Origin of the sequence: Corynebacterium anserum, from assembly GCF_014262665.1 — a bacterium.
Taxonomy (GTDB): domain Bacteria; phylum Actinomycetota; class Actinomycetes; order Mycobacteriales; family Mycobacteriaceae; genus Corynebacterium; species Corynebacterium anserum.
In genome coordinates this window covers 1,390,414-1,414,143 of sequence record NZ_CP046883.1, presented here as the reverse complement: position 1 = coordinate 1,414,143, position 23,730 = coordinate 1,390,414, and the positions used below count along the sequence as shown (strand labels likewise).

21 protein-coding genes are annotated in these 23,730 nt (G+C 54.2%); 12 read left to right on the top strand and 9 right to left on the bottom strand.

Annotation, left to right across the window (positions count from 1 at the left end):
* The first annotated feature begins 372 nt into the window (after nt 1–372).
* Nucleotides 373–495 carry a hypothetical protein gene (locus GP473_RS09560; RefSeq protein ID WP_260620023.1) on the top strand — a complete coding sequence of 41 codons (123 nt, stop codon included), beginning with the start codon at nt 373–375 and terminating at the stop codon, nt 493–495.
* A 17-nt stretch (nt 496–512) separates the two neighbouring features.
* Here the strand turns inward: GP473_RS09560 and GP473_RS05930 are convergent, their stop codons facing one another.
* The 4 genes from GP473_RS05930 to GP473_RS05915 are packed head-to-tail and all read right to left on the bottom strand — an operon-like array spanning nt 513 to nt 3,949.
* Entirely contained in the window at nt 513–1,133 is a 621-nt protein-coding gene (locus GP473_RS05930) for a response regulator transcription factor (RefSeq protein ID WP_186276692.1), read from the bottom strand.
* Nucleotides 1,126–2,250: a sensor histidine kinase gene (locus GP473_RS05925; RefSeq protein ID WP_222104947.1), complete on the bottom strand. Its 1,125-nt coding sequence runs from the start codon at nt 2,248–2,250 to the stop codon at nt 1,126–1,128. Before GP473_RS05925 ends, GP473_RS05930 begins: the two co-directional genes overlap by 8 nt.
* Nucleotides 2,247–3,023 (bottom strand): ABC transporter permease, encoded by a 777-nt coding sequence (locus GP473_RS05920; RefSeq protein WP_186276690.1) that lies wholly within the window; start codon nt 3,021–3,023, stop codon nt 2,247–2,249. Before GP473_RS05920 ends, GP473_RS05925 begins: the two co-directional genes overlap by 4 nt.
* The gene (locus GP473_RS05915; protein WP_185770010.1) at nt 3,020–3,949 is read right to left on the bottom strand and encodes an ABC transporter ATP-binding protein; all 930 of its coding nucleotides are present in this window, start codon (nt 3,947–3,949) and stop codon (nt 3,020–3,022) included. Before GP473_RS05915 ends, GP473_RS05920 begins: the two co-directional genes overlap by 4 nt.
* 105 nt (nt 3,950–4,054) lie before the next feature.
* On the opposite strand from GP473_RS05915, the gene GP473_RS05910 reads away from it, so the two are divergent.
* The 3 genes from GP473_RS05910 to ilvA all read left to right on the top strand — a co-directional run bounded on the left by GP473_RS05910 (nt 4,055) and on the right by ilvA (nt 8,127).
* A complete protein-coding gene (locus tag GP473_RS05910; protein ID WP_186276689.1) occupies nt 4,055–4,741 on the top strand; it encodes a 3'-5' exonuclease in 687 nt (228 codons plus the stop codon).
* Between the two features lie 408 nt (nt 4,742–5,149).
* On the top strand, nt 5,150–6,574 hold the full coding sequence (locus tag GP473_RS05905) for a cation:dicarboxylate symporter family transporter (protein ID WP_185770007.1): 1,425 nt from the start codon (nt 5,150–5,152) through the stop codon (nt 6,572–6,574).
* A gap of 26 nt (nt 6,575–6,600) precedes the next feature.
* Nucleotides 6,601–8,127, top strand: coding sequence for a threonine ammonia-lyase, biosynthetic (gene ilvA, locus GP473_RS05900; protein ID WP_186276688.1), 1,527 nt, complete (start codon nt 6,601–6,603; stop codon nt 8,125–8,127).
* 142 nt (nt 8,128–8,269) lie between these two features.
* On the opposite strand, the gene GP473_RS05895 is transcribed toward ilvA, so the two are convergent.
* Nucleotides 8,270–8,932: an ACT domain-containing protein gene (locus GP473_RS05895; protein ID WP_185770005.1), complete on the bottom strand. Its 663-nt coding sequence runs from the start codon at nt 8,930–8,932 to the stop codon at nt 8,270–8,272.
* 85 nt (nt 8,933–9,017) lie between these two features.
* Here GP473_RS05895 and gatC point away from each other — a divergent pair, with 85 nt between their 5' ends.
* From gatC to GP473_RS05860, 7 genes are all read left to right on the top strand, one after another.
* Nucleotides 9,018–9,323 carry an Asp-tRNA(Asn)/Glu-tRNA(Gln) amidotransferase subunit GatC gene (gene gatC, locus GP473_RS05890; protein WP_185770004.1) on the top strand — a complete coding sequence of 102 codons (306 nt, stop codon included), beginning with the start codon at nt 9,018–9,020 and terminating at the stop codon, nt 9,321–9,323.
* A gap of 31 nt (nt 9,324–9,354) precedes the next feature.
* Nucleotides 9,355–10,860: an Asp-tRNA(Asn)/Glu-tRNA(Gln) amidotransferase subunit GatA gene (gene gatA / locus GP473_RS05885; RefSeq protein ID WP_185770002.1), complete on the top strand. Its 1,506-nt coding sequence runs from the start codon at nt 9,355–9,357 to the stop codon at nt 10,858–10,860.
* Nucleotides 10,861–12,006, top strand: coding sequence for a DUF695 domain-containing protein (locus GP473_RS05880; protein WP_185770001.1), 1,146 nt, complete (start codon nt 10,861–10,863; stop codon nt 12,004–12,006).
* A 16-nt stretch (nt 12,007–12,022) separates the two neighbouring features.
* The gene (locus GP473_RS05875) at nt 12,023–12,712 is read left to right on the top strand and encodes an NUDIX domain-containing protein (RefSeq protein ID WP_185769999.1); all 690 of its coding nucleotides are present in this window, start codon (nt 12,023–12,025) and stop codon (nt 12,710–12,712) included.
* Between the two features lie 143 nt (nt 12,713–12,855).
* A complete protein-coding gene (locus tag GP473_RS05870) occupies nt 12,856–13,884 on the top strand; it encodes an ATP-dependent 6-phosphofructokinase (protein WP_185769998.1) in 1,029 nt (342 codons plus the stop codon).
* 198 nt (nt 13,885–14,082) lie between these two features.
* The gene (gatB, locus tag GP473_RS05865; protein WP_185769996.1) at nt 14,083–15,600 is read left to right on the top strand and encodes an Asp-tRNA(Asn)/Glu-tRNA(Gln) amidotransferase subunit GatB; all 1,518 of its coding nucleotides are present in this window, start codon (nt 14,083–14,085) and stop codon (nt 15,598–15,600) included.
* 238 nt (nt 15,601–15,838) lie between these two features.
* The gene (locus tag GP473_RS05860; protein ID WP_185769995.1) at nt 15,839–17,329 is read left to right on the top strand and encodes a DoxX family protein; all 1,491 of its coding nucleotides are present in this window, start codon (nt 15,839–15,841) and stop codon (nt 17,327–17,329) included.
* Between the two features lie 132 nt (nt 17,330–17,461).
* Here the strand turns inward: GP473_RS05860 and GP473_RS05855 are convergent, their stop codons facing one another.
* Nucleotides 17,462–18,256 carry a LysE/ArgO family amino acid transporter gene (locus tag GP473_RS05855; protein ID WP_186276687.1) on the bottom strand — a complete coding sequence of 265 codons (795 nt, stop codon included), beginning with the start codon at nt 18,254–18,256 and terminating at the stop codon, nt 17,462–17,464.
* Nucleotides 18,257–18,328: 72 nt separating this feature from the next.
* Between GP473_RS05855 and GP473_RS05850 the strand changes: the two genes are divergently transcribed.
* Entirely contained in the window at nt 18,329–19,231 is a 903-nt protein-coding gene (locus GP473_RS05850) for an ArgP/LysG family DNA-binding transcriptional regulator (RefSeq protein WP_186276686.1), read from the top strand.
* A gap of 47 nt (nt 19,232–19,278) precedes the next feature.
* Here the strand turns inward: GP473_RS05850 and ilvD are convergent, their stop codons facing one another.
* From ilvD to GP473_RS05835, 3 genes are all read right to left on the bottom strand, one after another.
* Nucleotides 19,279–21,129 (bottom strand): dihydroxy-acid dehydratase, encoded by a 1,851-nt coding sequence (gene ilvD, locus GP473_RS05845; RefSeq protein WP_185769990.1) that lies wholly within the window; start codon nt 21,127–21,129, stop codon nt 19,279–19,281.
* A gap of 18 nt (nt 21,130–21,147) precedes the next feature.
* Nucleotides 21,148–21,957: a PH domain-containing protein gene (locus tag GP473_RS09485; protein ID WP_246394705.1), complete on the bottom strand. Its 810-nt coding sequence runs from the start codon at nt 21,955–21,957 to the stop codon at nt 21,148–21,150.
* Between the two features lie 71 nt (nt 21,958–22,028).
* A complete protein-coding gene (locus GP473_RS05835; protein WP_186276685.1) occupies nt 22,029–23,696 on the bottom strand; it encodes a mechanosensitive ion channel family protein in 1,668 nt (555 codons plus the stop codon).
* Nucleotides 23,697–23,730 lie beyond the last annotated feature (34 nt).

Below are 23,730 nucleotides of genomic sequence, written 5' to 3'. Positions count from 1 at the left end.
AGAGGGTAAAAACAGTTTCCCTCTCCTTAAGGTGGTAATTAAATAGACATGTAAACATGGCCTCACCTGCGGTTATTTCTGTGATGTGGAGCACATGCGCATGTGTCTCACAACGCATTCGGGGGCGGGTGGTAGCACGTGCTTTTATATCTAAAAACACGTGCCTCAAGGACGCGACCAGTATTTTCTGCACATTTAATATGGAATTAGAAGGGGGAGGAGATTCTGATTATCAATGCCTGATGTTGGGCGTTCTCGCAGCTTGGCTCATAGCGTGGACTCATTCCCGGTAGCGCTGGGATGGCACCAGAAAATACCGGGACTACACAGAGATCCCACACCATCGTGACTCACTCTAGGAGTTTGATTTTCATGTTCTTTTTCCGCGACGCAGCCCTGACTTCTTCCGCTAACGCATACATCTTTGGAGATGATGAAGCTCTGTACATCGTCGCTGACAATACTGATCGTATCGCTGACGATATGTTGATCTAAGGTTCTGGATCCACGATCTAAATCCAGCCTGAATCTTTGGCCCTGCGCGCCGCCTCGTAGCGATTACCCGCTCCGGTTTTCGCGATAATCGAGGACACATGGTTGCGCACGGTGCCTTGGGTGAGGTGGAGTTGTTTGGCGATTTCTCGGGTATCTGCACCGGTGATGGCCACGCGAGCAATCTCAATTTCACGTTCTGTGAGGGGGGAGTCTGGAGTGAACAGTGATTCTTCCGCCAAGGTGGGATCTATCACTCGGTGACCGGCATGGACACGACGCACTGCTTCGGCAAGTTGCTCAGGAGGGGTATCTTTCACGACGAACCCGCTGGCACCGGCGGTGAGTGCTTTCTTGAGATACCCTGGCCTCCCAAAAGTCGTGACAATGATACTGCGGCATGACAGACCTGCGGACGTTAGCGCTGCAGCTGCTTCAATGCCCGACATTCCAGGCATTTCGATATCAAGCAAAGCTACGTGGACACCATGTTTGCGGACAAGTTCTACTACCTCACTACCGATACTTGTTTCGGCGACGACATCGATGTCACGTTCTATGCCTAGTAGTGCAGCCAGTGCACCGCGTACTAGTGATTGATCGTCAGCTATTAATACTCTGATGTTCGTCGACTCACACATTGCCTAGACGTTCCTTGTTGCCGCTCATTGTCACGAAGATGCGAGTTCCCCCATTGGGTGCTTCCTCTACGATTGCCGTGCCTCCTGCTGCCTTCACACGCTTACGCATACTTGATAAGCCATTGCCATGGTTTTCTGCAGTGTCATTGATACCTACGCCGTCATCCGAAATTTGTAGCTTATCTGCCGTCACACGGATATCCACATGGCTGGCTTGCGCGTGGCGCACAATGTTCGTGGTTGCTTCCCTAAGAACCCATGAGAATAGGGCGCCGTTGGTTCCCACCACTGCTGGCTGGGTGGGAAGACGGTAAGAAATAGCTGCTGCGTCTAATGCCTGCTTAGTGGCTTCGATTGCTTGAGAAAAGTCGGGTGAACGTAGTTGTGTGACGGTTGAACGTACCTCGGTCAATGCCTTGCGAGACAGGAGAATAATGTCTTCCAACTCTCTACGGGATGCCTGTAGATCAGTCTCGATGAGGTGCTTCAACAATTCAGATTTGAGGTTGATGACCGTGAGCGAATGCCCCAAAAGATCATGGACGTCCAAGGCGATCCGCTCGCGCTCTTTCACCATGTCCAATTGATGCCGTACCTCGGTCAGCTTCTCATCATGACGAGAAAATAGGGCGGTGACCAGTACAAAGAGGCAAGAAAAGATGTATGGCCAAACGGATAAGGTTTGACTGGAATAAGAAATCCATGCAATACAACCAGTGGTAGCGATGAGAAACAGTGTCCACGGTATAGCGAAACTTAATGGAGCGACAAAACAAGGCAAGGCGCAAAGGAACGGGGTGAAAGCAATAGCATAAGCCCCTAAAGGCCACATGCTCAGTACCGATAGTGCAACGAGAATCCCCAGAAACAGAGGCCAGCGCAGCGTCGGAGACCACGTCTGTGAATACCTCACAGTTCCAAAAGCGAAGAGGTAAACCGCTATAAATGCTGCGGTAATTGCAGCACCCACCACACGCAGCGAAAGTGGCGTGGATGGTTCTTGCAATCGCGACCATATAGGAATGAGGAGAAATGGTAGCCATATCCCAGCTAACGCCATGTTAGACAGGTTAAAACTGCCATATGGTTTCCTATGCGTCCTTACTTGCAAGTTCATCGACGGCCCTTATCTCGTTTCCTCAGTAGAACACAGACAAAGATGAACACTAAGGTCCAGCAGATGATGCTAGCCATGATAAGCCAGAAAGAATCGTTCATGACGTACGGTTCTGTTTGGGTTTCCTGGATGCCTTCGGTCAACGGCCAGCGTGCCAGGGCACCTAATCCGTACATCGGAGTGTAGCGCCCAATCTTCATGAGCCCTTCAGTCAAGGGCATGAAAATATTGCCAGCGAAAGCCAACAGAACGATCGATCCAGACGCAAGGGACACCGAATTTGCCGTTGGCATAAGCATTCCCCATGCTAGGCCGTAGAAACCGATAGGAAGAGCTGTCAGAATCGTGAGGAAATACGATGCAATCCACGCTGCTGCTGGCATGCTCGCGCCGGTAAAGACTCCGGCAATATTGACTGCTGTGACGGGTAACGCCGCTCGAACAAGGATATTCAGCAAGTTAGATATGAGAATTTGTGGTTGTGTCAAGGGGGTGAGTGCTAGCTGCCGACCCCATCCAGTCTCGTGCTCCACCACAGAGTTCGCTACGGCGACGACGCTGCCCGTTGCGCCTGCATACAATGCCATGCCGATCATCACGTAGGCTGCGATATTACCGTTGCCGATCTGTTGGTTGGAGTAACCTTGATTCGCGCCAAACAACAGGTAGAAGAACACGGGCAAAGCCACGGAGAAAAAGAGAGTTGACCAATTTCGGGCAAGGCGGCTGAGGTCATAAACCGAAAATTGCAAGGTACGAATGAGGGTGCTCATTGCTTATCCTCCTGTTGGGTGAGTTGGATGAATGTGTCTTCCAAACTGTTGGATGTGATGCGGAGATTCCTTGCCCCCGCCTTGGTGAGTAGAAAAAGAGCTAAGGCATCCGAGTCTTTGGTGCTCATTTTTATCGACTCGCCGAATCTTTCCACTGAGATAACTCCGGGGAAGCGCTCTGGTGGCATGGTTTCTGCAGGGAGGGTGCACTCAATGACGTGAGAGTCTGTCATTGAGCAAATCGAATTTGTGGAGCCGTCGGCAATAATCTGACCACCAGACATGAACACAATACGATGAGCGAAGTTCTGTGCTTCCTCCAAGTAATGCGTGGCAAAAACAATAGTTTTCCCTCGTTCAGCTTGTACCTGCATTGCTTCCCAGAAAAGGTGACGGTTGCTGGGATCCATGCCAGTGGTTGGTTCGTCGAGGATTATGAGATCTGGGTTGCCTAGTAGAGCCAAAGCGAAACGCAGTCGTTGTTGCTCGCCACCCGAACACTTACCGACGCGCCGGGTGCGGATCTCGGTCAGATTGGCTTGCTCAAGAATTTCTTCAATGGGTTCGGGGTGTTGATAGGTGTGGGCAATCATTCGGACTGTAGATTCCACGGTCATATCTGGGAGCAGTCCACCGGATTGCATGACCGCGCCAACGCGTGCGTCCTTCACTGCACTATGCGGGGAAGTTCCAAAGATGCTGATAGATCCTGATGTTGGGGTAGTGAGCCCCAAGATGATGTCGATGAGCGTGGTTTTCCCTGCGCCATTGGGCCCAAGCAGACCAATGATCTCACCAGAATTGAAGCTCAGATCGATGCCACGGAGTGCGTGGATAGGACTTTGACCAGCAGAGGGAAATTCTTTGCTAAGTCCTTTTATTAGTACCAACGGTTCGGCACTGTTGGGATGGGATGAATTGTTCATATGTGTAGTGTTTCCAACGCGAGGGAAAACTCGAGAGAACAAAAGTCATTATCTAGCGATGACATTTGTCATGGCCTGTCCACACTGGACTATAGAGTGGGAGACATGAACTTCGCGGAGCATTTCGACCCCTCACACATGCTGAGCTTTGACTTGGAAACCACCGGCACAGATCCTTTGACGGCAAAGATCGTGACGAGCGCCTTGGTGGCCATCAACGGGCGTGAGCGTGACGATTGTGAGATGTTGGCGGATCCTGGCGTCGAAATCCCAGAGGCTGCCTCGGCGGTGCACGGAATTACGACAGAACATGCTCGCGAGCACGGTCGTCCCCATGATGAGGTTCTGCAGGAAACAGTGAGGCGAATTCGCGAAGGATGGGCACATGGTGCGACGCTGATTGTCTATAACGCCACATATGACCTGAGCATCTTGCACGCTCTCGATCCTTCGTTCACAGTGGATGGTCCTGTATTTGATCCCTACGTAGTTGATCGTGAAAAGAATAAATTCCGTAAAGGGAAACGCACTTTAGAAAATGTATGTTCCTATTACGGCGTGGCTTTGGATAACGCTCATGAGGCAACAGCGGATGCGGTTGCAGCAGCGCGGGTGGCATGGAAGCTTGCTCGTGAGTTTCCCGAGCTGGTTGAGATGACCAGTGATGAGCTGATGCTTGCTCAGTCCACGTGGTACTACAAAATGCAGGTTGAACTGCAACAATGGTTCGCCAAGAAGGGGCGAGATACGGCAGTTAATACGTCGTGGCCAATCCAACAACGGCAGGATTAAGAGCGTTCGATCGGTTGCTGGTGGGGGAGCAGGAGAAGCGAGAAGGTAGAGAGAAGGTAGTGTACTGCGGTTTATGCTTGAGAAACTAACGGGTGCTCTAGGCTCAATTACCCCTATTTTCGAGTGGATATGGCCAAAACTTTTGCAAATCAACGTATGTGGAGCAAGATAAAAGCGTCATGATGATTCGCTGGGAAACTCCAGAGGATCGTCACGATCTACGTGGGACTCCCTCGCTCGAGCGAGACGCTCTGAATCATTTCAGGACGCCACACTCACGCAGCATGAGGCGCGCGCCACAACCTATAATCTGCACGTTTTGGTTGCACGCATATGAGCAGGCGAACCAGCCCTTTTGGTTCCTTTGTGGCATGTGCTTTCGACCCTTGGACTCATGGAGAACACCACATGTCCACTACCTCAGCCTCCCATGGCCCGAAGATCGCACCGTCAAAGAAGCCCAAAAAAGACAACACTCACTGGCTCTATATCGCCGTGATCATCGCTGTCATTGCGGGTATCATCTTCGGACTTGTTGCCCCGCACGTGGCAGCGAATTTCAAAATTTTGGGCACGCTGTTCGTCAGCCTTATCAAGATGATCATCCCACCGTTGATCTTCTGCACAATTGTGCTTGGTATCGGCTCCGTTCGCGCCGCTGCGTCGGTGGGAAAGGCCGGTGGTATTGCACTGGTGTACTTCATCACAATGTCTACCTTTGCGTTGGCCGTCGGCTTGCTCGTTGGCAACTTCATCAAGCCAGGTGAAGGGCTCAATGTCCACGCTTCTGCCAATGCTGCTGATCAGTTCATTCAAAAAGCTGAGGAAAGCCATACGGGGCTCGCTGGCTTCATTGCTTCCATCATCCCGGATACCTTCTTTTCGGCATTCACGTCTGGTTCCGTCCTACAGGTTCTGTTCATCGCCTTGTTCGTGGGTTTTGCTGTTCAGTCGATGGGTAAAAATGGTGAGCCGATTCTCGCTTTCGTGGCGTCTTTGCAGCGCCTGGTCTTCAAGATCCTGAGCTGGATCCTGTGGTTAGCTCCAATTGGTGCATTCGGTGCTATCGCCGGAGTGGTAGGGGCCACAGGTATTAAGGCTGTGGTGCAAATGGGTGTCCTCATGCTCGCCTTCTACATCACATGCGTGATCTTCATCTTCGGTTTCCTTGGCGCTATTCTTCGCGTCTTCACTGGCTTCAACATTTTTAAACTCGCCAAATATTTGGGCCGTGAGTTCCTGCTGATCTTCGCCACCTCCTCCTCCGAGTCCGCACTGCCAAACCTCATGCGCAAGATGGAGCACATTGGCGTGGATAAATCAACGGTGGGCATCGTGGTACCTACCGGTTATTCCTTCAACCTTGACGGAACCGCGATCTACCTCACGATGGCTTCCATCTTCATCTCTGACGCCATGAATATGCCGATGAGCCTCGGGGAGCAGATCTCGCTGCTGGTATTCATGATCATCGCTTCTAAGGGAGCAGCGGGTGTCTCTGGTGCCGGTATTGCTACGCTGGCCGCAGGTTTGCAATCGCATCGTCCAGAGCTTCTGGATGGAGTGGGCATCATCGTTGGTATTGACCGCTTCATGTCTGAGGCCCGCGCACTAACCAACTTTGCCGGTAACTCCGTTGCCACCCTATTGGTCGGTACGTGGACGAAAACTATTGATAAACAGCAGGCGCACCGTGTACTTAACGGTGAGGATCCATATGTGGCCACGGTCGATGACCATGACGTGGATTTGAAGTATCCATCTGTGGAGAACCCTGCGATGGATGATTTGCAACCAACCCCTCAGGTGAACTTGGACGAATATAAGAGGTGAGTTCCTCGGCTCCTATAATGCAACGTATGTCTGCATCTGGAGCTGAATATCTTCGCAAGGTTGTCGCCGCGCCTGTGTATCGCGCGGCGAAACACACGCCGCTGGAGCACATGAGCACCCTTTCTGAGCGCATCGGAAATACGGTGCTGATTAAGCGTGAGGATCTGCAGACAGTCCATAGCTTTAAGATTCGTGGCGCTTTCAACCGCATGGCGCAGATGAATGAAGAAGAAAAAGCACGCGGTGTAGTTGCCGCTTCAGCGGGTAACCACGCACAAGGGGTGGCGCTGTCGGGGCGTGAACTCGGGATCCGTACTGTCATCGTCATGCCCGTGGTGACGCCGTCGATCAAGGTAGATGCTGTCCGGGGTTTCGGCGGTGAAGTACTGCTTTATGGAAGTAACTTCGATGAAGCCAAGGCTAAGGCCGTCGAGCTCTCAGAGACTGAAGGAATGGTGTGGATCGCTCCTTTCGATGACGAGGCAGTCATCGCCGGGCAAGGAACCATTGGACTTGAGCTCTTCCAGGATCGGCCTAATCTCGATCGGGTGTTTGTCCCGGTGGGAGGCGGGGGAATCGCCGCTGGGATCGCAGTGTTGCTCAAGCAATTGCGTCCAGAAATCACAGTGATTGGTGTAGAGCCAGCTGAATCTGCTTGTTTGTCCGCTGCGCTAGCAGCTGGGCATCCTGTGGATCTCGATCACGTGAGCCTCTTTGCTGAAGGCGTTGCGGTGAAAACAATCGGCGAGGAGACATTCCGGGTATGTCGGGAGTATCTTGACGACGTCATCACAGTGAGCTCCGATGAGATCAGTGCTGCTATTAAGGATATTTTCGACGACACGCGTGCTATCGCTGAACCAGCTGGTGCGGTCTCCCTGGCAGGTTTGAAGCGGTATGTCCAGGATAATGACATTCAAGGCGAAACCTTAGCCAACGTATTATCTGGCGCGAACATGAACTTCCACTCCCTGCGTTATGTCTCTGAGCGTGCTGAATTGGGAGAAGGGGGAGAGGGGATTTTTGGTGTGACTATTCCCGAGAAGAAAGGAGCTTTCCTAGACTTTTGTCGTATCCTCGGTGGTCGTGCAGTGACAGAATTTAGCTACCGTGTGGGCGTGCGAGACTCCGATGAACCCGCCCGTATTTTCGTGGGTGTTCAGCTCAAAGACGGTGCTTCCGAACGCCAAGCTATAGCGGCTGATCTTGAATCCCAGGGATATGGCGTGGTGGATCTCTCGCTCGACGAAGTAGCCAAAGAACATGTCCGCTACATGATTGGTGGGCAGCCTCCAGAAGACGTCCGCGAAACAACCTTCAGCTTTGAATTTCCGGAGCATCCGGGCGCACTGCAACACTTCCTCGAGGTATTGGGCACGCGCTGGAATGTCACAGCATTCCATTACCGCAGTTTCGGGATGGATTATGGCCGTATCCTCGCGGCCTTTGAAAATGTTGAGGGAGATCCTGAATTCTCCGCACACCTGGATCAGCTGGGCTACCACGTCAAGGATGTGACGGATAGCCCCGCCTACAGGTTCTTTATGCGCTAGCGCACCTTGCACTATGCAACGCGTTATTTTTCTTCCCGCGCTAGCTACATCTCCCTAGTGCTCTACCCTTGCGCCTGCGGGCGTTATTGAGTTATTAGAGCGTGTGCACAATAGCTTCACGGAGCTGCACGAAGAATCTACATTAGCTAAAGAATGCTCCGACGATAGAGCCTAGCTGGCGGAGATGCTCCACTTCGCTCAGCAGAAAATCCGGACCGCCAGGGCGGCCGATAATGAGTACCAAGTCGGTTCCCTCAATCGGAGTGGCAGCGAGAGAAGAATCCATGACCTTCCATCCCTCGGGAATCCAGTCCTCCTTCTCTGTATTCAGGGTGCGTGCTTCGGTGACAGGGGCGGCGTCGAGAACCTGGCCGTCATCCTCCGGTGCGGCTGAGGAGGCAGACACACGGTGAGTATTCGGCTCGGTACCCAAAACTATGGCCCATCCTGCTGTCATGGACTTCGGAAGATTCTCCATCATGATGTCCAAGGCACGTTGCACATTATTACGTTTGGAAGCTACCGCAGCCAGCATCTGCACCTGTCCACGGCGATCAACCGTGCCGGAAAACGGACGAATAGAATCTACGTATACGCCGGGTAACTCCTGAGAAGCGGTGATGAGTGCATCAGGTAGGTGCTGGCTTGGCAGCTCAACGACGATGTCATCGACAACGGTGTCCTCATCATCGTGACCCACGATGTCCACACCAATGATGTTTGCCTCGACGTTGCCGAGAGCCACCGCAAGCAGTCCCAGGGAACCGGGAGCATCTGGCATTCGGACACGCATGAGAAAAGACATACCCAAGAGTGTAACCATCTTTCAGACACCCCGTGATACAGCCCTCCGACCAACCACGGAGGCAACAGCGGCTAAACTATGTCGCATGTCTGAGATTTCGCGCGACGACGTAGCACACCTGGCCCGTTTGGCTCGACTGAAGCTCACGGATGCTGAGCTCGATGAATTTGCCAGTCAGATTGACGATATTGTCGAGACCGTGGCAGCAATTCGCGAGGTGGATACCACGGATGTTCCGCCACTGAGCCACCCAACACAAAACGTGGACGGCGACGTATCCGTCATGCGGGAGGACGTAGTCATTCCGTCCTTAACTGCAGAACAGGCTCTCGATCAGGCACCAGCGCAGGATCAGCAGCGCTTCCAAGTGCCGCAAATTCTGGCCGAATAACACGCGCTTTCGCAGGAGATAGAAAGAAACTATGTCTGACAAGACCACGTACACCGTGGGAGCCCGCGACGACGCGGACTACACCACTTGGACCGCTGCTGAACTCGCAGAGAAAATCCACGCCCGCGAGATCAGTTCGGTGGAAGTTACTGAAGCTCACCTCGCGCGCATCGATGAGCTTAATGGCGAAATTAATGCGTTCCTCCATGTCGGCGCAGATGAGGCTATTGCTGCAGCAACAGCCGTCGATACTGCTTTGGCTAGTGGCGAAACACCAACCAGCCCGCTAGCCGGCGTGCCGTTAGCATTAAAGGATGTCTTTACCACTACCGATGCTCCAACCACCTGTGGTTCAAAGATGCTCGAGGGTTACATGAGCCCATATGACGCAACGGTGACCATGCGTTTGCGAGCAGCAGGTATTCCGATTTTGGGTAAGACCAACATGGATGAATTTGCCATGGGGTCTTCTACTGAGAACTCCGCCTATGGCGTGACCCGTAATCCTTACGACCTTGAGCGCACTCCGGGTGGATCCGGCGGTGGTTCTTCCGCAGCTCTCGCCTCAGGCATGGCTCCACTAGCGATCGGTACTGACACGGGTGGGTCTATTCGCCAGCCCGCCGCTCTGACGAACACCGTCGGAGTCAAGCCAACCTATGGCACGGTATCTCGTTACGGTTTGGTTGCCTGTGCGTCGTCCCTGGATCAGGGTGGCCCAACCGCACGCACTGTCTATGACACGGCTCTTTTGCACTCTGTCATCGCCGGTCATGATTCCAACGATTCCACCTCATCCTCTCGGCCAGTAGCGGATGTGATCTCTGCCGCGAAGAAGGGCGCCAGCGGCGATTTATCCGGAGTGAAACTCGGCGTGGTCAAGCAATTTGAGCGCCCGGAAGCTCTGCAACCGGGTGTGCTTGAGACTTATCACGCTAATTTAGAACAGTTGAAGTCTCAGGGCGCGGAACTGGTTGAGGTTGATTGCCCTAACTTTGATCACGCGATGAACGCCTATTACCTGATTCTTCCGTGTGAGGTGTCCTCTAACCTTGCCCGCTTCGACGGCATGCGTTACGGCCAGCGCAAGGGTGATGACGGTACGCACTCCGCTGATGAAGTGATGTCCCTAACCCGCGAAGCTGGCTTTGGCCCGGAGGTAAAGCGACGCATCATGCTGGGTACCTACGCTTTGTCGGTTGGTTACTACGATGCCTACTACTTGCAGGCACAGCGTGTGCGTAACTTGATTGCCCAGGATTTCCACAAGGCCTTTGACCAGGTGGATGCCATTGTTGCCCCAACTACTCCAACCACAGCGTTTAAGTTGGGTGAGAAGGTGGACGACCCACTAGCGATGTACATGTTCGACCTATTCACTTTGCCGCTGAACCTGGCTGGCGTGTGTGGCATGTCCGTTCCGGGTGGTTTCGCTACTGATACTCATTTGCCTACCGGTCTGCAGATCATGGGACCTGCACACGGCGATGATCGTTTATACCGCGTTGGCGCGGCGTTCGAGGCAGGGCGGAAGTAAATGACTCAGCCAAATACAGGCCCTAACCGCCAGCAGTATCCGCATCCTATGCAGCAAGAGCAGGCCGTTGGGGCCTTTTGGCAATGGTGGGCGGAAAAAGGTGCGTCTGCACTAGCTGATATGTTCCGTGGTGGTCCTCGCCAAGAGGAAATTCTGCATGAACTCAACGCATTGATTACCCAGATTTCTCCACATCTCGTCTTTGAGTTTGCTTCCGGCGATTCTGCCGGCTTGGATTCCGAATTCCTTTTCATACTCACTGCAGAAGGCGTGGCGGAATACCGTGCACCTGCGCGCCGCTGGATGCTCAGCGCTCCGGAAGCTGACGCCACCTGGTCTTATTCTGATCTCCGTCTCCCAGGTGATTCTTTCGGCGTCATGATGGGCGACGCCAATGTTTCCGCCCACGATCTTCGTTTCAGTGTGCACAAGGGTGCGACCGCAGTGGATCTCGAGGTCTATCACCCTGCTTTTACCCAACTGCGCTCATCTTCTGAACGCGGTGAAGTGGCTCCGTCTGAAGAGGACCAGCCGACCGTCGAACAATTGGGATTTGTCCTCTTGGATATTGCTTTCGGAGAGAGGGCAGTGGAGTTGTGGATGGATACCATTGCGTTCACTAAGACTCCCGGGGCTTCCGCTACGCTCGAGGATGTTCGCGGAGTGCTTGACGAATACGACGCTCGTTTTTCAGATGACAACGGAGACATGGATCAGTGGGTGGTGTTCAATGATGAGCAGGCGGGCAACTACTACGTAGGCCGGATTCATCCTCCTCTCAAGCCTTTGGCAGCTCCACTTTTGGATGTGCATGTTCGAATTGATGTGCCTTTTGAGGCCACGGAAAAGGGCATGCCTACGCAGGAAGCTCAACATGAGCTCTTTGATCTCGAGGATGCCTTCGAGAAGAAAATCGTGGAGCATTCTGCTCACATTGGTCCCGTGGATCATGTAGGCAAATTGGTTGCTGTAGAGACTTTCGTTGGCACACGAGCATTCCACTTCTATGTTGGTGGAACCACTGGTCTGCTGGAGGAACTTCAACAGGTCGCAGAACAGTACCGCGCTCTGCCTGCCGATGCGAAGATCTCTGGTGAGGCTGTGATTGATCCAGCGTGGAGGCGGGTGCAGGACCTATGCATCTAACGCTACGCTGGCATGCATGACATATGAAGGTCCTGAATACCGAGGCGACGGCTGGGCTGTCACAGCCGATGGAACCAGTTTTTGGGGTGTGCTAGGAGCGGCCGGACTATTCCTCGTCACTCCGGATAATTACGTGCTGGTGCAGCTGCGTGCCGCATGGACCAATAGGGGAGGAACGTGGGCGATTCCTGGTGGGGCGCGGAATCCTCATGAGACGGCTGCCCAGGCTGCCTTAAGAGAGACGTGGGAAGAGACGAGCGTGGATACCAGTCTGATTACCGTGCTCGGCGACGTGGTGACAGCTTCTGCCCCTCTCGACCATGTGTTGCGCCGGGAACCGGTATTAGATGAAGAACAGTATTTGTTGGCTCCGGTGAAAGAACTAGCGAGGCGTACAGGAGATCCGCGAGAGGCGTTGAAAATGCACCCGGTTTATCACCCAACTAATGGAGGCGAAGCAATTTTCGGTCTGGGTGCGCGCTGGTGGTGGCAGATCCAGGACCATGAGTACAACGATCAGTGGAGCTATACCACTGTGATTGCAGAGTGCGACAAGCCACTGGAATTTTCTGCGACGAGTGAATCCACCGATCTGGCGTGGCACCATATTGACGAGTTGGAACAGCTGGATCTGCTGCCTGCTTTTCGCCAAGCGCTGCCTACAATCCGTGAAAAGCTGAGTGCGTTGCGCATGGCAACTCCGTAGGGATGCGGCCAGGTAAAAATTGTCAGAGAAAACGTTATCGAACGCACCATGTGCACCTTTTCCGGTGGAGGACGTGGGCAGTGGGGTAGAGGTGTGGGGAGCATAGTGCGCGGCTGAATCCGCAACTCGCTAAACTCAATGTCATGCGTATTGCGACCTTGACCAGTGGTGGAGATTGTCCAGGCCTAAATGCCGTCATTCGGGGCATTGTGCGAACAGCGGCAGAGTATGGATCGACCGTCGTGGGCTTTGAGGATGGTTGGCAGGGGCTTCTCGAGGATCGTCGTGTGCAGTTGTATGACGATGATTTTATTGACCGTATTTTGAGTCGAGGCGGAACGATTCTGGGCACTGGTCGCTTGCATCCCGACGACTTTAAAGCTGGCATCGAGCAAATTAAAGCGAATTTGGAGGATGCCGGCATTGATTGTCTTATCCCAATTGGCGGCGAGGGCACTCTCAAGGGGGCAAAGTTCCTGGCGGATAATGGCATTCCTGTGGTGGGCGTGCCAAAGACAATTGACAATGATGTCAATGGTACGGACTACACGTTCGGTTTCGATACGGCGGTTGCGGTTGCTACCGACGCCATCGATCGCCTTCACACTACTGCCGAGTCTCACGACCGTGTGATGATCGTGGAGGTTATGGGCCGTCACGTAGGGTGGATTGCCTTGCACGCAGGAATGGCGTCGGGTGCTCACGATATTCTCATTCCGGAACATCCGTTTGATATCGAGGAAGTCTGTAAGAAGATGGCTCGTCGTTTCCAACTGGGGGAGAAGTACGGAATCATCGTGGTTGCTGAAGGGGCGCTTCCTAAGGAAGGAACTTTGGAAATCGCTGACCGTGAGGTTGATCAGTTTGGGCATGAAAAATTCCAGGATATTTCGGGTCTGATCGCCAAAGAGATTGAAAACCGGCTGGATACTGAGGTGCGTTCCACTGTGCTTGGGCACATTCAGCGCGGTGGCACACCCACTGCTTTTGACCGTGTGCTTGCCACCCGTTTTGCTGTCAACGCAACGAAGGCATGCCTGCGGGGAGACTTCAATAAGGTCGTGGCTCTCAAAGGCCAAGAGATTGAGCTTATTGATTTTGAAGAGGCAGTGGGAACCCTTAAAGAAGTTCCTGATTACCGCTATGCCACTGCGCAGAACCTGTTCGGCTAGTTGAACTGCTGAGGATAAAGCCATCGACTAACAGGTTCGCGCCGTCAGGGCACCAGTGAGGCGCCATCCGCGACCACTTAGTCGTTGTCACGGGACCAGCCAGGTGCTGTCACCGGAAGAATCTGGTGATCAAGTGCCGGGCGTGTGTCCCAAGGGCAAGTGAACACAAGCGTGCAGATACATACTAAGATGGCTCCCATGACTGCGCCTGTCTATGACTATTCCGATGATGTGATGGACTTCGATGAAGTGCTTGAGCGCTTTGAACCCGTAATGGGAATGGAAGTCCACGTGGAACTCGCGACAAAGACGAAGATGTTTTCTACTTCGTCTGCAGAATTCGGCGATGACCCAAATACCAACGTTGACCCCTGCAGCTTGGGTCTGCCGGGGGCGTTGCCCGTAGTCAACAAGAAGGGTGTGGAGTGGGCCATCAAGATTGGACTGGCGCTCAACTGCAAGATCGCCCCGTATTCTCGGTTTGCCCGGAAGAATTATTTCTACCCGGATCAGCCGAAGAATTATCAGATCTCTCAGTATGATGAGCCGATTGCTTATGACGGCTACCTCGATGTCGTTCTTGAGGATGGTACTGAGTGGCGTGTAGAGATTGAGCGAGCACACATGGAGGAAGATACCGGAAAGCTCACTCACCTGGGTGGGGCGTCCGGCCGTATCCACGGCGCTACTGCCTCGCTGGTCGACTGCAACCGCGCTGGTGTGCCCCTGATTGAGATCGTGACCAAACCCATCGAGGGAGCTGGGGAGCGGGCTCCAGAAGTAGCCAAGGCATATGTTTCTGCACTGCGTGAATTGGTGAAGGCACTCGGGGTTTCCGACGCACGCATGGATCAAGGTTCCATGCGCGTGGATTCCAATCTTTCTCTCAAGGAAAAGGGGTCAACTGAGTTTGGAACCCGCACCGAGACTAAGAACATTAACTCCTTAAAGTCCGTAGAACAGGCCGTCCGTTTCGAAATGCAGCGGCAGGCTGCGTGTCTGGTGAACGGTGTAGACATCGTACAGGAGACGCGCCACTACCAGGAGGCCGATGGAACGACCTCGAAGGGTCGTCCGAAGGAAACTATGGCGGATTACCGCTACTTTAATGACCCCGACCTGCCTCCAGTGCTTGCTCCGGAGGAGTGGGTGGAGGAGATTCGTCAGACTTTGCCGGAGATGCCGTGGATTCGTCGAGCTCGGATCCAGAAAGAGTGGGGCATCAAGGACAAGGAGATGCGCGATTTGGTTAACGCTGGTGCTCTCGACTTGATTGTCGAGACAGTGGAGGCCGGCGCTAAGCCCGGTGAGGCTCGGTCGTGGTGGGTATCTTATTTGGCAGGTAAGGCTAATGAGAACGGCACCGAATTGCAGGAGTTGAGTATCACTCCGGCGCAGGTCGCCCGTGTAATCGAACTTGTTTCTGAGGGTAAATTGACGACGAAACTCGCCCGTCAAGCGGTTGACGGTGTTCTTGCTGGCGAGGGCGATGTTGATGAAGTCGTTGCCTCTCGAGGCCTGGAAGTAGTTCGCGATGACGGGGCGATTGAAAAGGCTGTAGACGACGCATTGGCGGCTAACCCAGATATCGTCGAAAAGTACAAGGCAGGCAACAAGAAGGTTACTGGCGCGATCGTTGGTGCCGTGATGAAGGCGACCCAGGGTAAGGCTGACCCGGGTCAGGTGAATCAGTTAATTGCCAAGAAGTTGTCCTAGTCAGCGCCTAGCCGCGGCGAAGTATGAGAACGATTATCCGTAAGTCCGCGGCGGAGTCTAGTAGTAGCTCCACACCGAAGGGGACTGCTGGTAGGTCCAGGCTGGGAGATTGGCGGTAGGGCGCAGAGAACTGGATATATGTCCGGCACGTTTTCTAGTGGCAGTGCATGTGTTGTCTCCCTCGACGCGCCGAGTCACGCTCCCCACGTGCATTCTGAATGTTGCATAGGCTGGGGGCGTGACTAATTTTGACAACTCAGGAAAGAATGGATCTACCCCGAAGCCGGGCGATGAGCATTTCTTTGATCCGCACGATGATATCGACGTGCCGGTCTACCGCCGCGACGCTCACCCCGGTGGTTCCGCTCAGTCAGCTTCACAGTTCGCCAAGGGCGCTAATGCACGTGGTAAAGACGAAATAGCCGTGAACAAGCAATCGGCTGACGTTGATAAGAACCAGGAGCTGGACAAGACTCAGAAGTTTACGGCCGTATCCTCGAAGACGAAGGGCGCACAGTCTTCCTCTAGTACATCGCGGAAGTCGGCCTCCAGCGCGCAGCGGACAGCGTCCCCCCAGCCAGAGCGTACTACTGGGGCGGATAAACAATCACGTGACATCTACGCGATGCTTGGACGGGCTCGTCCGCAGCGTATCGAGGCTCAGCCTGTCCATGACAGGCACACAGTCTCCGCTGAAAATGAGGGCGAAGACCACCCGGATAATGCTCTTGAGACTGAGGAAGCACGCACTACCGCGCATGTATCCCCTAAGACTGTCTCCGCTATGCCCGGCGCACAGAATGAAGCGCAAACAAAAGCAAAGGGTGAAGCTGCGGTAGCTCAACAGTCGAGTCACCCACGAAGCGGTGACAGCAAGATCGCGGGAGCTCAATGCTCAGATTCCACAACTAAGAAAGCTGCGGTTGCGGCTTCTCAGCCTGCCAATGCGAAAGCTCCTCACGTGCAACAGCAACCTGTTACTCGTGCACTGCCCGAGCAAAAGCCTTTACAACCGGTGATGGTGCCTGGAACTGAAGGGAATCAATCTTCAGCTCCCCAGTCTGAGACCCCGACGCAGTCTCACGGTCGATCTTCTGTAGAGCTACAGAGTGAGCAAATGCCGGAAGGGCTAGATGGTGAACAGCTTCCTGAAGCACCGCAAGGTGATGTCCCGCACGATGTTGCAGATGAGGATCAAGAGCAACCAATTGTCGAGAAGCGGGGCACTATTGGCTTCGGTGTCTTCGTTCTTCGGCTCGTTGCCGGAATCTGGCTGCTCGTCATGGGGCTGCAGAATCTTTTTGGCTTCGGAGGCGCAAGCCTTAACAATTTTGAAGCCATGATGTTTAACTACAATTCATCCCACGTCCTGGCCTTTGGTCTATCGATCGGAGCGGTCATCGGCGGCGTATCCGTGCTTCTCGGTCTGCTCACGCCGTTAGGTGCGGCAGTAGGAACTGTTGTTGCCGGATTCATGGGCTTGCACGCGCTCTCTGAGTCCACCACGGGTTTCTGGCCAAGTGAGCTCGACCCAACGTTTAGTACGTGGATCCTTATCGCAGTGATCTGCTTGTCTCTAGTGTTGACGGGACCGGGGAAGGCTTCTTTTGACCGCTCGCGAGGGTGGGCAGTGCGCCCACTAGCTTCGGCCTGGATTTTCGCGATTATCGCGCTCGGTGGATTAATAGCGCTATGGGTAGCTGTTGGGGGCGGCAACCCTCTCGGCTGAACAGCTTACATCCCCCGGCTGGGCAGCATTGGGCTCTCAGTCGAATGAGAACAAACCCCTCCCCGGCACTTCCTTCTTATAGCGGCTTTCTTATAGTGGCTTCGGGTGGTGTGGTGTGTTGGGGGAGGTACTTTACCCGCCGATTGCCAGGCGTAGCGCGAGGAATACCATGATGACACCGATCGCGAGGTTCAACTTGGCCCATATGTGCGGTTTGGCTAGTTGACCGGAGAGTTTATGCGCGGCGAATCCGAAAGAGGGGAACCAGAGACAGGTGCCGCACATAGCTCCGACAAAAATGGCAGTGTCCATGCCCGGGTGGTGGATGGACAAGCTTCCCAGCAGGATTGAATCGACATAAGCATTGGGGTTGAACCAAGTTATGGCGAAGGCCGTGAGACCTGGCTGGGTGGCGGTGCGAATGAGGGTGAGGGGTGTGGACGTACGGGCGGGAGCTTCAGCTACTGCTATTGCTATCGAGGATTGGCTAACGGGTGAGGTAGCCGATAGTGGTCGGTGTGAGGCTTGAGACTGGCTATTATCGTTGTTTGGAAGTGGGAGCGGACTGTGTACGGCATTGCTATAAACCGCGGCATCGTTACCCACTGGAGCATTCTTGCTGGTGTCAACTCTCGGGTGTAATCCATCACGGAAGCAGGTAGAGGCGAACCAGAGGATGTACACCACGCCACCCCAGCGTAGGCCAGTGACGAGCCAAGGGGCGCGTTCGAGCATCGCAGAAACGCCGGAAATACCCAGTGCCGCAAGAAAGAAATCGCTGATGATCACAACCACCAATACGGTAATTAATCCATGTTTGCGGATTCCCTGTTTGAGAATGAGGGCGCTTTGTGGACCGAATGCGAGCATGAGTGAGGTCCATAGAATGAAGCTGCTAAACGCTACCGTAAGCCACTGATTATCCATAATTTCTGACTCTAAGCAGCCCTCTCTAGATAAGGCAATCTAAGGAATCTAAATATGCTTTAGAATAGCTTCATGCTCCCACGACACATGGATACACTGCTTGCGATCGTCGACGAAGGCTCTTTCGAGGCCGCAGCGGCCACATTGGGTGTGAGTGCGTCGGCTATTTCACAACGGATGAAAACACTAGAAGCAGCTGTCGGCCGCGTTTTGCTACGCCGTACGGTTCCGGTGAGCGTTATTCCGGCCGGTGAGGTTCTGGTTCAAACCGCTCGACGCATGCAACTACTTGAAGCGGAAGCTGACAGCCTGCTCAGCGGTTCCCTCGCCACAGTTCCTTTGAGCATTGTGATCAATGCTGATTCCTTGGCTACGTGGTTTCGTCCCGTATTCGCTAGTGCTCAGGAGTTCATGGGGCCAGGGTTGCGCTTACGCATCGAGGATGAGAGACACTCTTTGCGTTTGCTGCAGCGTGGCGATTGCATGGGTGCAGTGACCACAGAGGAACAGCCGGTGACTGGCTGTCATAGTGAATTTCTTGGCTATCAGCGTTATCTCGCCGTTGCATCACCGACTGTTGCTGCCTTAATAGAGGACGGAACCTTTGGCTGGTCGAACCTACCGTATGTGCGATACAACAAAAAAGATTCGCTAGAAGTGGAGTATTTGAGGCAGCACCAGGGGGACATCAGGGTGGCGTCGGAACGAAGAGAAACACATGTGCCTTATTTCGACGGCATCAATGATGCCGTCGCGGCGGGTTTGGGTTGGGCGATGGTACCGGAAAAGGCGGCGACACCCTACATCAATAGCGGGCAGTTCGTGGTGCTTGATGGACGGTTACCAACCACAAAGAACCACCCGAATTGGCTAGATGTTCCGCTGTATTGGCAGCGCTGGAAAGTGGAATCTGAGCTCCTGGAGAAGCTCACGGATGCTATCCACGCGGCAGCGGCGCGCACTTTGCTCAGCTGACTCGGCTGATAGCAGCGACTTCATCTTGCGCACCGCGTTGACGGGTGTTACTTAACCTCGCGCACCGCGCCCCGGTCCGCGGAGGTGGCCATGGCAGCGTATGCCCGAAGTGCTTTAGTCACGGTTCGTTGACGGGTGGTTGGCGTCCATGGTGCATCGCTTGCTTCCATTTCTTCCCGACGTTGTGCGATTTCCTCTTGAGAAATCTGCAGTTCCAGGCGACGCTCGTGGACATCGATAAGGATAGGATCACCATCGCGAATCAAACCAATCAAGCCGCCGTGAGCAGCTTCAGGGGAGATATGACCCACGGAGATCCCAGACGATCCGCCAGAGAAACGTCCATCGGTGATGAGTGCACACTTCTTGCCCAGACCCGCACCTTTAAGAAACGCGGTCGGATGTAGCATTTCCTGCATTCCTGGGCCGCCCGCAGGACCTTCGTAGCGGACAACCACGACATGTCCTGGCTGAACTTTCTTATCGAGAATCACTCTGACCGCATCTTCTTGAGATTCCACAACCAAGGCAGTGCCTTCGAAGTGCCATACGGACGGATCCACACCCGCAGATTTGATGACGGCGCCATCTTCTGCGAGATTGCCGCGGAGAACAACGAGACCACCATCGGCGGTGTAGGCATGGTCGATGTCGCGAATGACACCATTTTCAGCGTCTGTATCTAACTCCGACCAGCGATTGTTCGTGGAAAATGGCTCGGTGGTACGTACCCCACCAGGTGCGGCATGGAAGAGCTCAATTGCCTCGTCGGAGGCTTCACCGGAACGGATGTCCCACCGCAGTAGCCATTCCTTCAGGGTGTGTGAATGAACTGAATGAACGCCCTCGTTGAGCTTGCCGCCGCGGTATAGCTCTCCCAGGATGGCGGGAATGCCGCCTCCGCGGTGGACATCTTCCATGTGGTAGTCGGAGTTCGGCGCGACCTTGGACAGGCAGGGGACGCGTTTGGACAACTCGTCAATGTCCCGGAGAGTGAAATCTATGCCTCCCTCTTCAGCTGCTGCGAGAATGTGCAGAACCGTATTTGTGGAACCGCCCATGGCCATATCCAAAGCCATGGCATTTTCAAATGCTTCCCGGGTGGCAATGTTCCGGGGCAGTACAGATTCGTCACCGTCACCGTAGTATCGACGGCAGAGTTCCACGATGGTAGTTCCCGCCTGAGTAAATAGGGCTCGTCGAGCCTCATGTGTAGCGAGGGTGGAGCCGTTGCCGGGAAGAGACAGACCTAACGCTTCGGTCAGGCAGTTCATGGAATTTGCGGTGAACATTCCGGAGCATGAGCCGCATGTCGGGCACGCAGCCTGTTCTACGGTGAGCAGGCTTTGCGTAGAGACAGCATCGGAGGCGGATGCGGAAATTGCCGTGATTAGATCGGTGGGAGCCTGAGCTACACCATCGACGACGACAGCTTTACCAGCTTCCATTGGGCCGCCTGAGACGAAAACTACGGGGATGTTCAACCGCATTGCCGCGTTGAGCATACCCGGAGTGATCTTGTCACAGTTGGAGATGCAGACGAGGGCATCAGCAGCATGACCGTTAACCATGTACTCCACGGCATCGGAGATAATTTCGCGAGACGGTAGGGAGTAGAGCATGCCTGCATGTCCCATAGCGATGCCATCGTCGACGGCGATCGTGTTGAACTCACGCGGTACTCCGCCCGCGTTGCGAATAGCATCAGCTACAATCTCGCCAACGTCTTTGAGATGCACGTGACCTGGCACGAACTGGGTGTAAGAGTTTGCAATGGCGATGATTGGCTTGTTGTCGAAGTCTTCTTCGGTCATGCCCGTTGCACGCCATAGCGCGCGGGCACCAGCGGCGTTACGACCTTGGGTGGTAACAGATGACCTCAATGGGATGGCGTTCATAGTCTCAGTAACTCTTCTCTATTTCTCGTCATTATGGACGGGGCGTTCTTCGGTAGTGCGATTGCGTGCGGCCTTTTTCGCGGCTTCCTCTGCGCGTCGCTTTTTTTCGTAGTCGGCGTATTCTTCTTTGGTCATAAGCACGGCGTAACCGTCCTTATGGACCACCTGAACCTTGCGGTCTGCAGATTCTCGTCCGGGGGTGACCGGATCTGGAATGCGACCTTCTGATGCTGCACTGAGGGTGACCAGTGAATTGAACGTTACTCCTGGTAACCAGAAGCGCCGTTCAATACCCGTCGAAGATGCAGTGTTACGTGATTTGTTCCCCTGCGCACTGAGCCGCTTTGCTCCCCCGTACTGCTGGTTTTCTGGGGGTGCTTCCTGTGGGGTAGTGCTGTTGGCTGCTCCAGTTGAGTCGGGTGCCGTGTCACGTCGAATCTGGCGCAGAACCTCTTCCTGTGCTGTTTTGTCGCGGGCGACCGCGTAGGCTTTGCCTGAGTTGCTGAATTGGATTCCAGAAAACTCATCCCAGGTCATGGTCTGACCTTTGCGGAACATGTAGCGAGTGGTGATTCCGTTGGGTCCGACCACAGTTCGTACATAAAGAGTCCATGCCATGAAAGCGAGGGGTATCAGGGGAACCCAGAAGAACGTGGAAACATCGTAGCCAGTAAACATGAGGCAGATGAGGAACATCACGCCTGCACCGAGGATGTGCTCACGGCTGGGAGTGAGGATGGCATTTTCGCCTTTCCATTTCACCCCAGGGCCAGAGGTGGGTGGGGTGTCGGGGTGTGTGTCGTTGGGATTTTCTGCCTGAGGGGTCATGGCTGTTATTTAATCAGGTTCTTTCTGTGAGGCACTACTGGGCGTAGCGAGTATTGGTTTTCGGGCTTGTGCTAGCGGCGAGCGGAATTAATTGCGGACTCTGCCTCCTTGAGTGGAGCGGAAGCGTGGGTATCTACGGAATTGCCTGTCGTGTCAGTGACTCCACCGGACGATGGGGTTTGGCGTGGAGCGTTATGCGACTCACTTTGGTGAGGAGTAGTCGGGGCTGAGGTGTCAGAGTGTGAAGAAGCTGTCTGGGGAGCGGTGCTGCTTGCTTTGCCTTGCTGGTCGTTCGTCTCGGTTGAGTTAGCGGTTTGTTCGGCGTTGCCAGTTGTTTCCTGGACGTCCTTAGTTACTTCTGATGGCTCGGTACTGGGTTGCGTGGTTTTTTGCCCATTAGTGCGTTCGTTCCAGTATGCCGGGTTGAGCATACCGGCATTGCCGCCATCGGGATTGGAGGAGGCCAGTGCTAAACCGCCGATGAGTAGGAGGCCGAGGAGCAGGAGAGTGGTGGACACACGCGTTCGGCCACCGACGCTGAGGATGTTCTTTAGCTTTGTGTCATATTCATGTCGGTCGAACCAACCGTTGATGGTTTCCTCCTCCAGTGCCTCTTCGTCGTGGTGACCTGGCTGATTGGACGTTGATCCATCGGCACTATGAGCCCCGCCTTTGAACGCGGGAGCTCCCGGGCCATCGTCGGTTGCAGTCATGGAGCTGTGTGAGCCGTGGCTGCGTATCGACTGGTTGAGTTCTGTTTTCTTTGTCGACGCCACTACTGATGGCATCAATTCTGTAGCTGCTTCTAGTGTGTCCGAGTCTGAGTGTTGCCCGTTAGAGCCGTGGGGAAGATCTCCGTGATGAGCAGAAGTGCCGTCGGGATTAAGCGGAGCAAAGCCTCTCGCGACTTGCATCCGATCCCAGAACACATTGGCTATAGCTGCGCGGATTGCGCGCTCTACAGCCCACTGGCGTGCAGGGTTTACGTCTACCGTGATGCGGTATTGAACAGACCATGGTTGTCCTGCGGTGGTAGGTTGAATGAGTTTGGTGGCGGGGAGTACATCGAGATCGTCTGTGATGTCTTTAGCAACCTCCGGATCCTTGACAGCCTCCTCAGCTGCTGCCTCTACTTTGCGGGTGAGGTCGGCCATAGATTCACCGGAGTTCATTGGAATCTGGATGTCAACCACGGCGCGTGACCATTCCTGGGAGAAGTTCGTGATCACACCAGTGGAACCGTTGGGAATGTTGACCATTTCCCCGGAGGGCGTGCGTAGACGTGTGGAGCGTAGCGTGAGAGCCACGACAGTCCCCTCTACCGGCTTAGACGGGCCATCAAATCCTACGTAGTCGCCGAGACCGAATTGACGTTCGGAAATGATGAAGAAGCCGGCGAGGAAGTCGCCGATAACGTTTTGCGCGCCGAAACCGACAGCGGCGGAAACCACAGTGGCTGGGATGGCAGCGCCCATGGGTGGCACCCCGAGCTTTGTGAGGATCAGCATGATCACGAAGAAGTATGCAATGGCTTCCAGGACGTAGACTGTGGCTCCGATGAGCGCGAGACGCGTCTTGGTTGCTTCTTCTTCCTTCGAGAAGCGTTGCGTAACGATACGAACGGCAAGACGCCCCACGCGGGGAATGAGCACTGCGACGATTAGCAGTGCTGCGATGGGGAGGCCGTTGCGGATGAGCCATTCCCAGAGGCGAAGAAGGAAGTAATCGACATTGAGCATGAGACCAACCGTAGTAAATGGGTGGGACAGTGGG

Coding starts and splice junctions, on each gene's coding strand:
- GP473_RS05835 (WP_186276685.1), bottom strand. CDS start 23,696: ATGCTCAATGTCGATTACTTCCTTCTTCGCCTCTGGGAATGGCTCATC.
- GP473_RS05855 (WP_186276687.1), bottom strand. CDS start 18,256: ATGGATAATCAGTGGCTTACGGTAGCGTTTAGCAGCTTCATTCTATGG.
- gatC (WP_185770004.1), top strand. CDS start 9,018: ATGTCTGAGATTTCGCGCGACGACGTAGCACACCTGGCCCGTTTGGCT.
- ilvA (WP_186276688.1), top strand. CDS start 6,601: ATGTCTGCATCTGGAGCTGAATATCTTCGCAAGGTTGTCGCCGCGCCT.
- ilvD (WP_185769990.1), bottom strand. CDS start 21,129: ATGAACGCCATCCCATTGAGGTCATCTGTTACCACCCAAGGTCGTAAC.
- GP473_RS09485 (WP_246394705.1), bottom strand. CDS start 21,957: ATGACCCCTCAGGCAGAAAATCCCAACGACACACACCCCGACACCCCA.
- GP473_RS05905 (WP_185770007.1), top strand. CDS start 5,150: ATGTCCACTACCTCAGCCTCCCATGGCCCGAAGATCGCACCGTCAAAG.
- GP473_RS05850 (WP_186276686.1), top strand. CDS start 18,329: ATGCTCCCACGACACATGGATACACTGCTTGCGATCGTCGACGAAGGC.
- GP473_RS05930 (WP_186276692.1), bottom strand. CDS start 1,133: ATGTGTGAGTCGACGAACATCAGAGTATTAATAGCTGACGATCAATCA.
- gatA (WP_185770002.1), top strand. CDS start 9,355: ATGTCTGACAAGACCACGTACACCGTGGGAGCCCGCGACGACGCGGAC.
- GP473_RS05925 (WP_222104947.1), bottom strand. CDS start 2,250: ATGAACTTGCAAGTAAGGACGCATAGGAAACCATATGGCAGTTTTAAC.
- GP473_RS05910 (WP_186276689.1), top strand. CDS start 4,055: ATGAACTTCGCGGAGCATTTCGACCCCTCACACATGCTGAGCTTTGAC.
- GP473_RS05920 (WP_186276690.1), bottom strand. CDS start 3,023: ATGAGCACCCTCATTCGTACCTTGCAATTTTCGGTTTATGACCTCAGC.
- GP473_RS05875 (WP_185769999.1), top strand. CDS start 12,023: ATGACATATGAAGGTCCTGAATACCGAGGCGACGGCTGGGCTGTCACA.
- GP473_RS05895 (WP_185770005.1), bottom strand. CDS start 8,932: ATGTCTTTTCTCATGCGTGTCCGAATGCCAGATGCTCCCGGTTCCCTG.
- GP473_RS05880 (WP_185770001.1), top strand. CDS start 10,861: ATGACTCAGCCAAATACAGGCCCTAACCGCCAGCAGTATCCGCATCCT.
- gatB (WP_185769996.1), top strand. CDS start 14,083: ATGACTGCGCCTGTCTATGACTATTCCGATGATGTGATGGACTTCGAT.
- GP473_RS05870 (WP_185769998.1), top strand. CDS start 12,856: ATGCGTATTGCGACCTTGACCAGTGGTGGAGATTGTCCAGGCCTAAAT.
- GP473_RS09560 (WP_260620023.1), top strand. CDS start 373: ATGTTCTTTTTCCGCGACGCAGCCCTGACTTCTTCCGCTAACGCATAC.
- GP473_RS05915 (WP_185770010.1), bottom strand. CDS start 3,949: ATGAACAATTCATCCCATCCCAACAGTGCCGAACCGTTGGTACTAATA.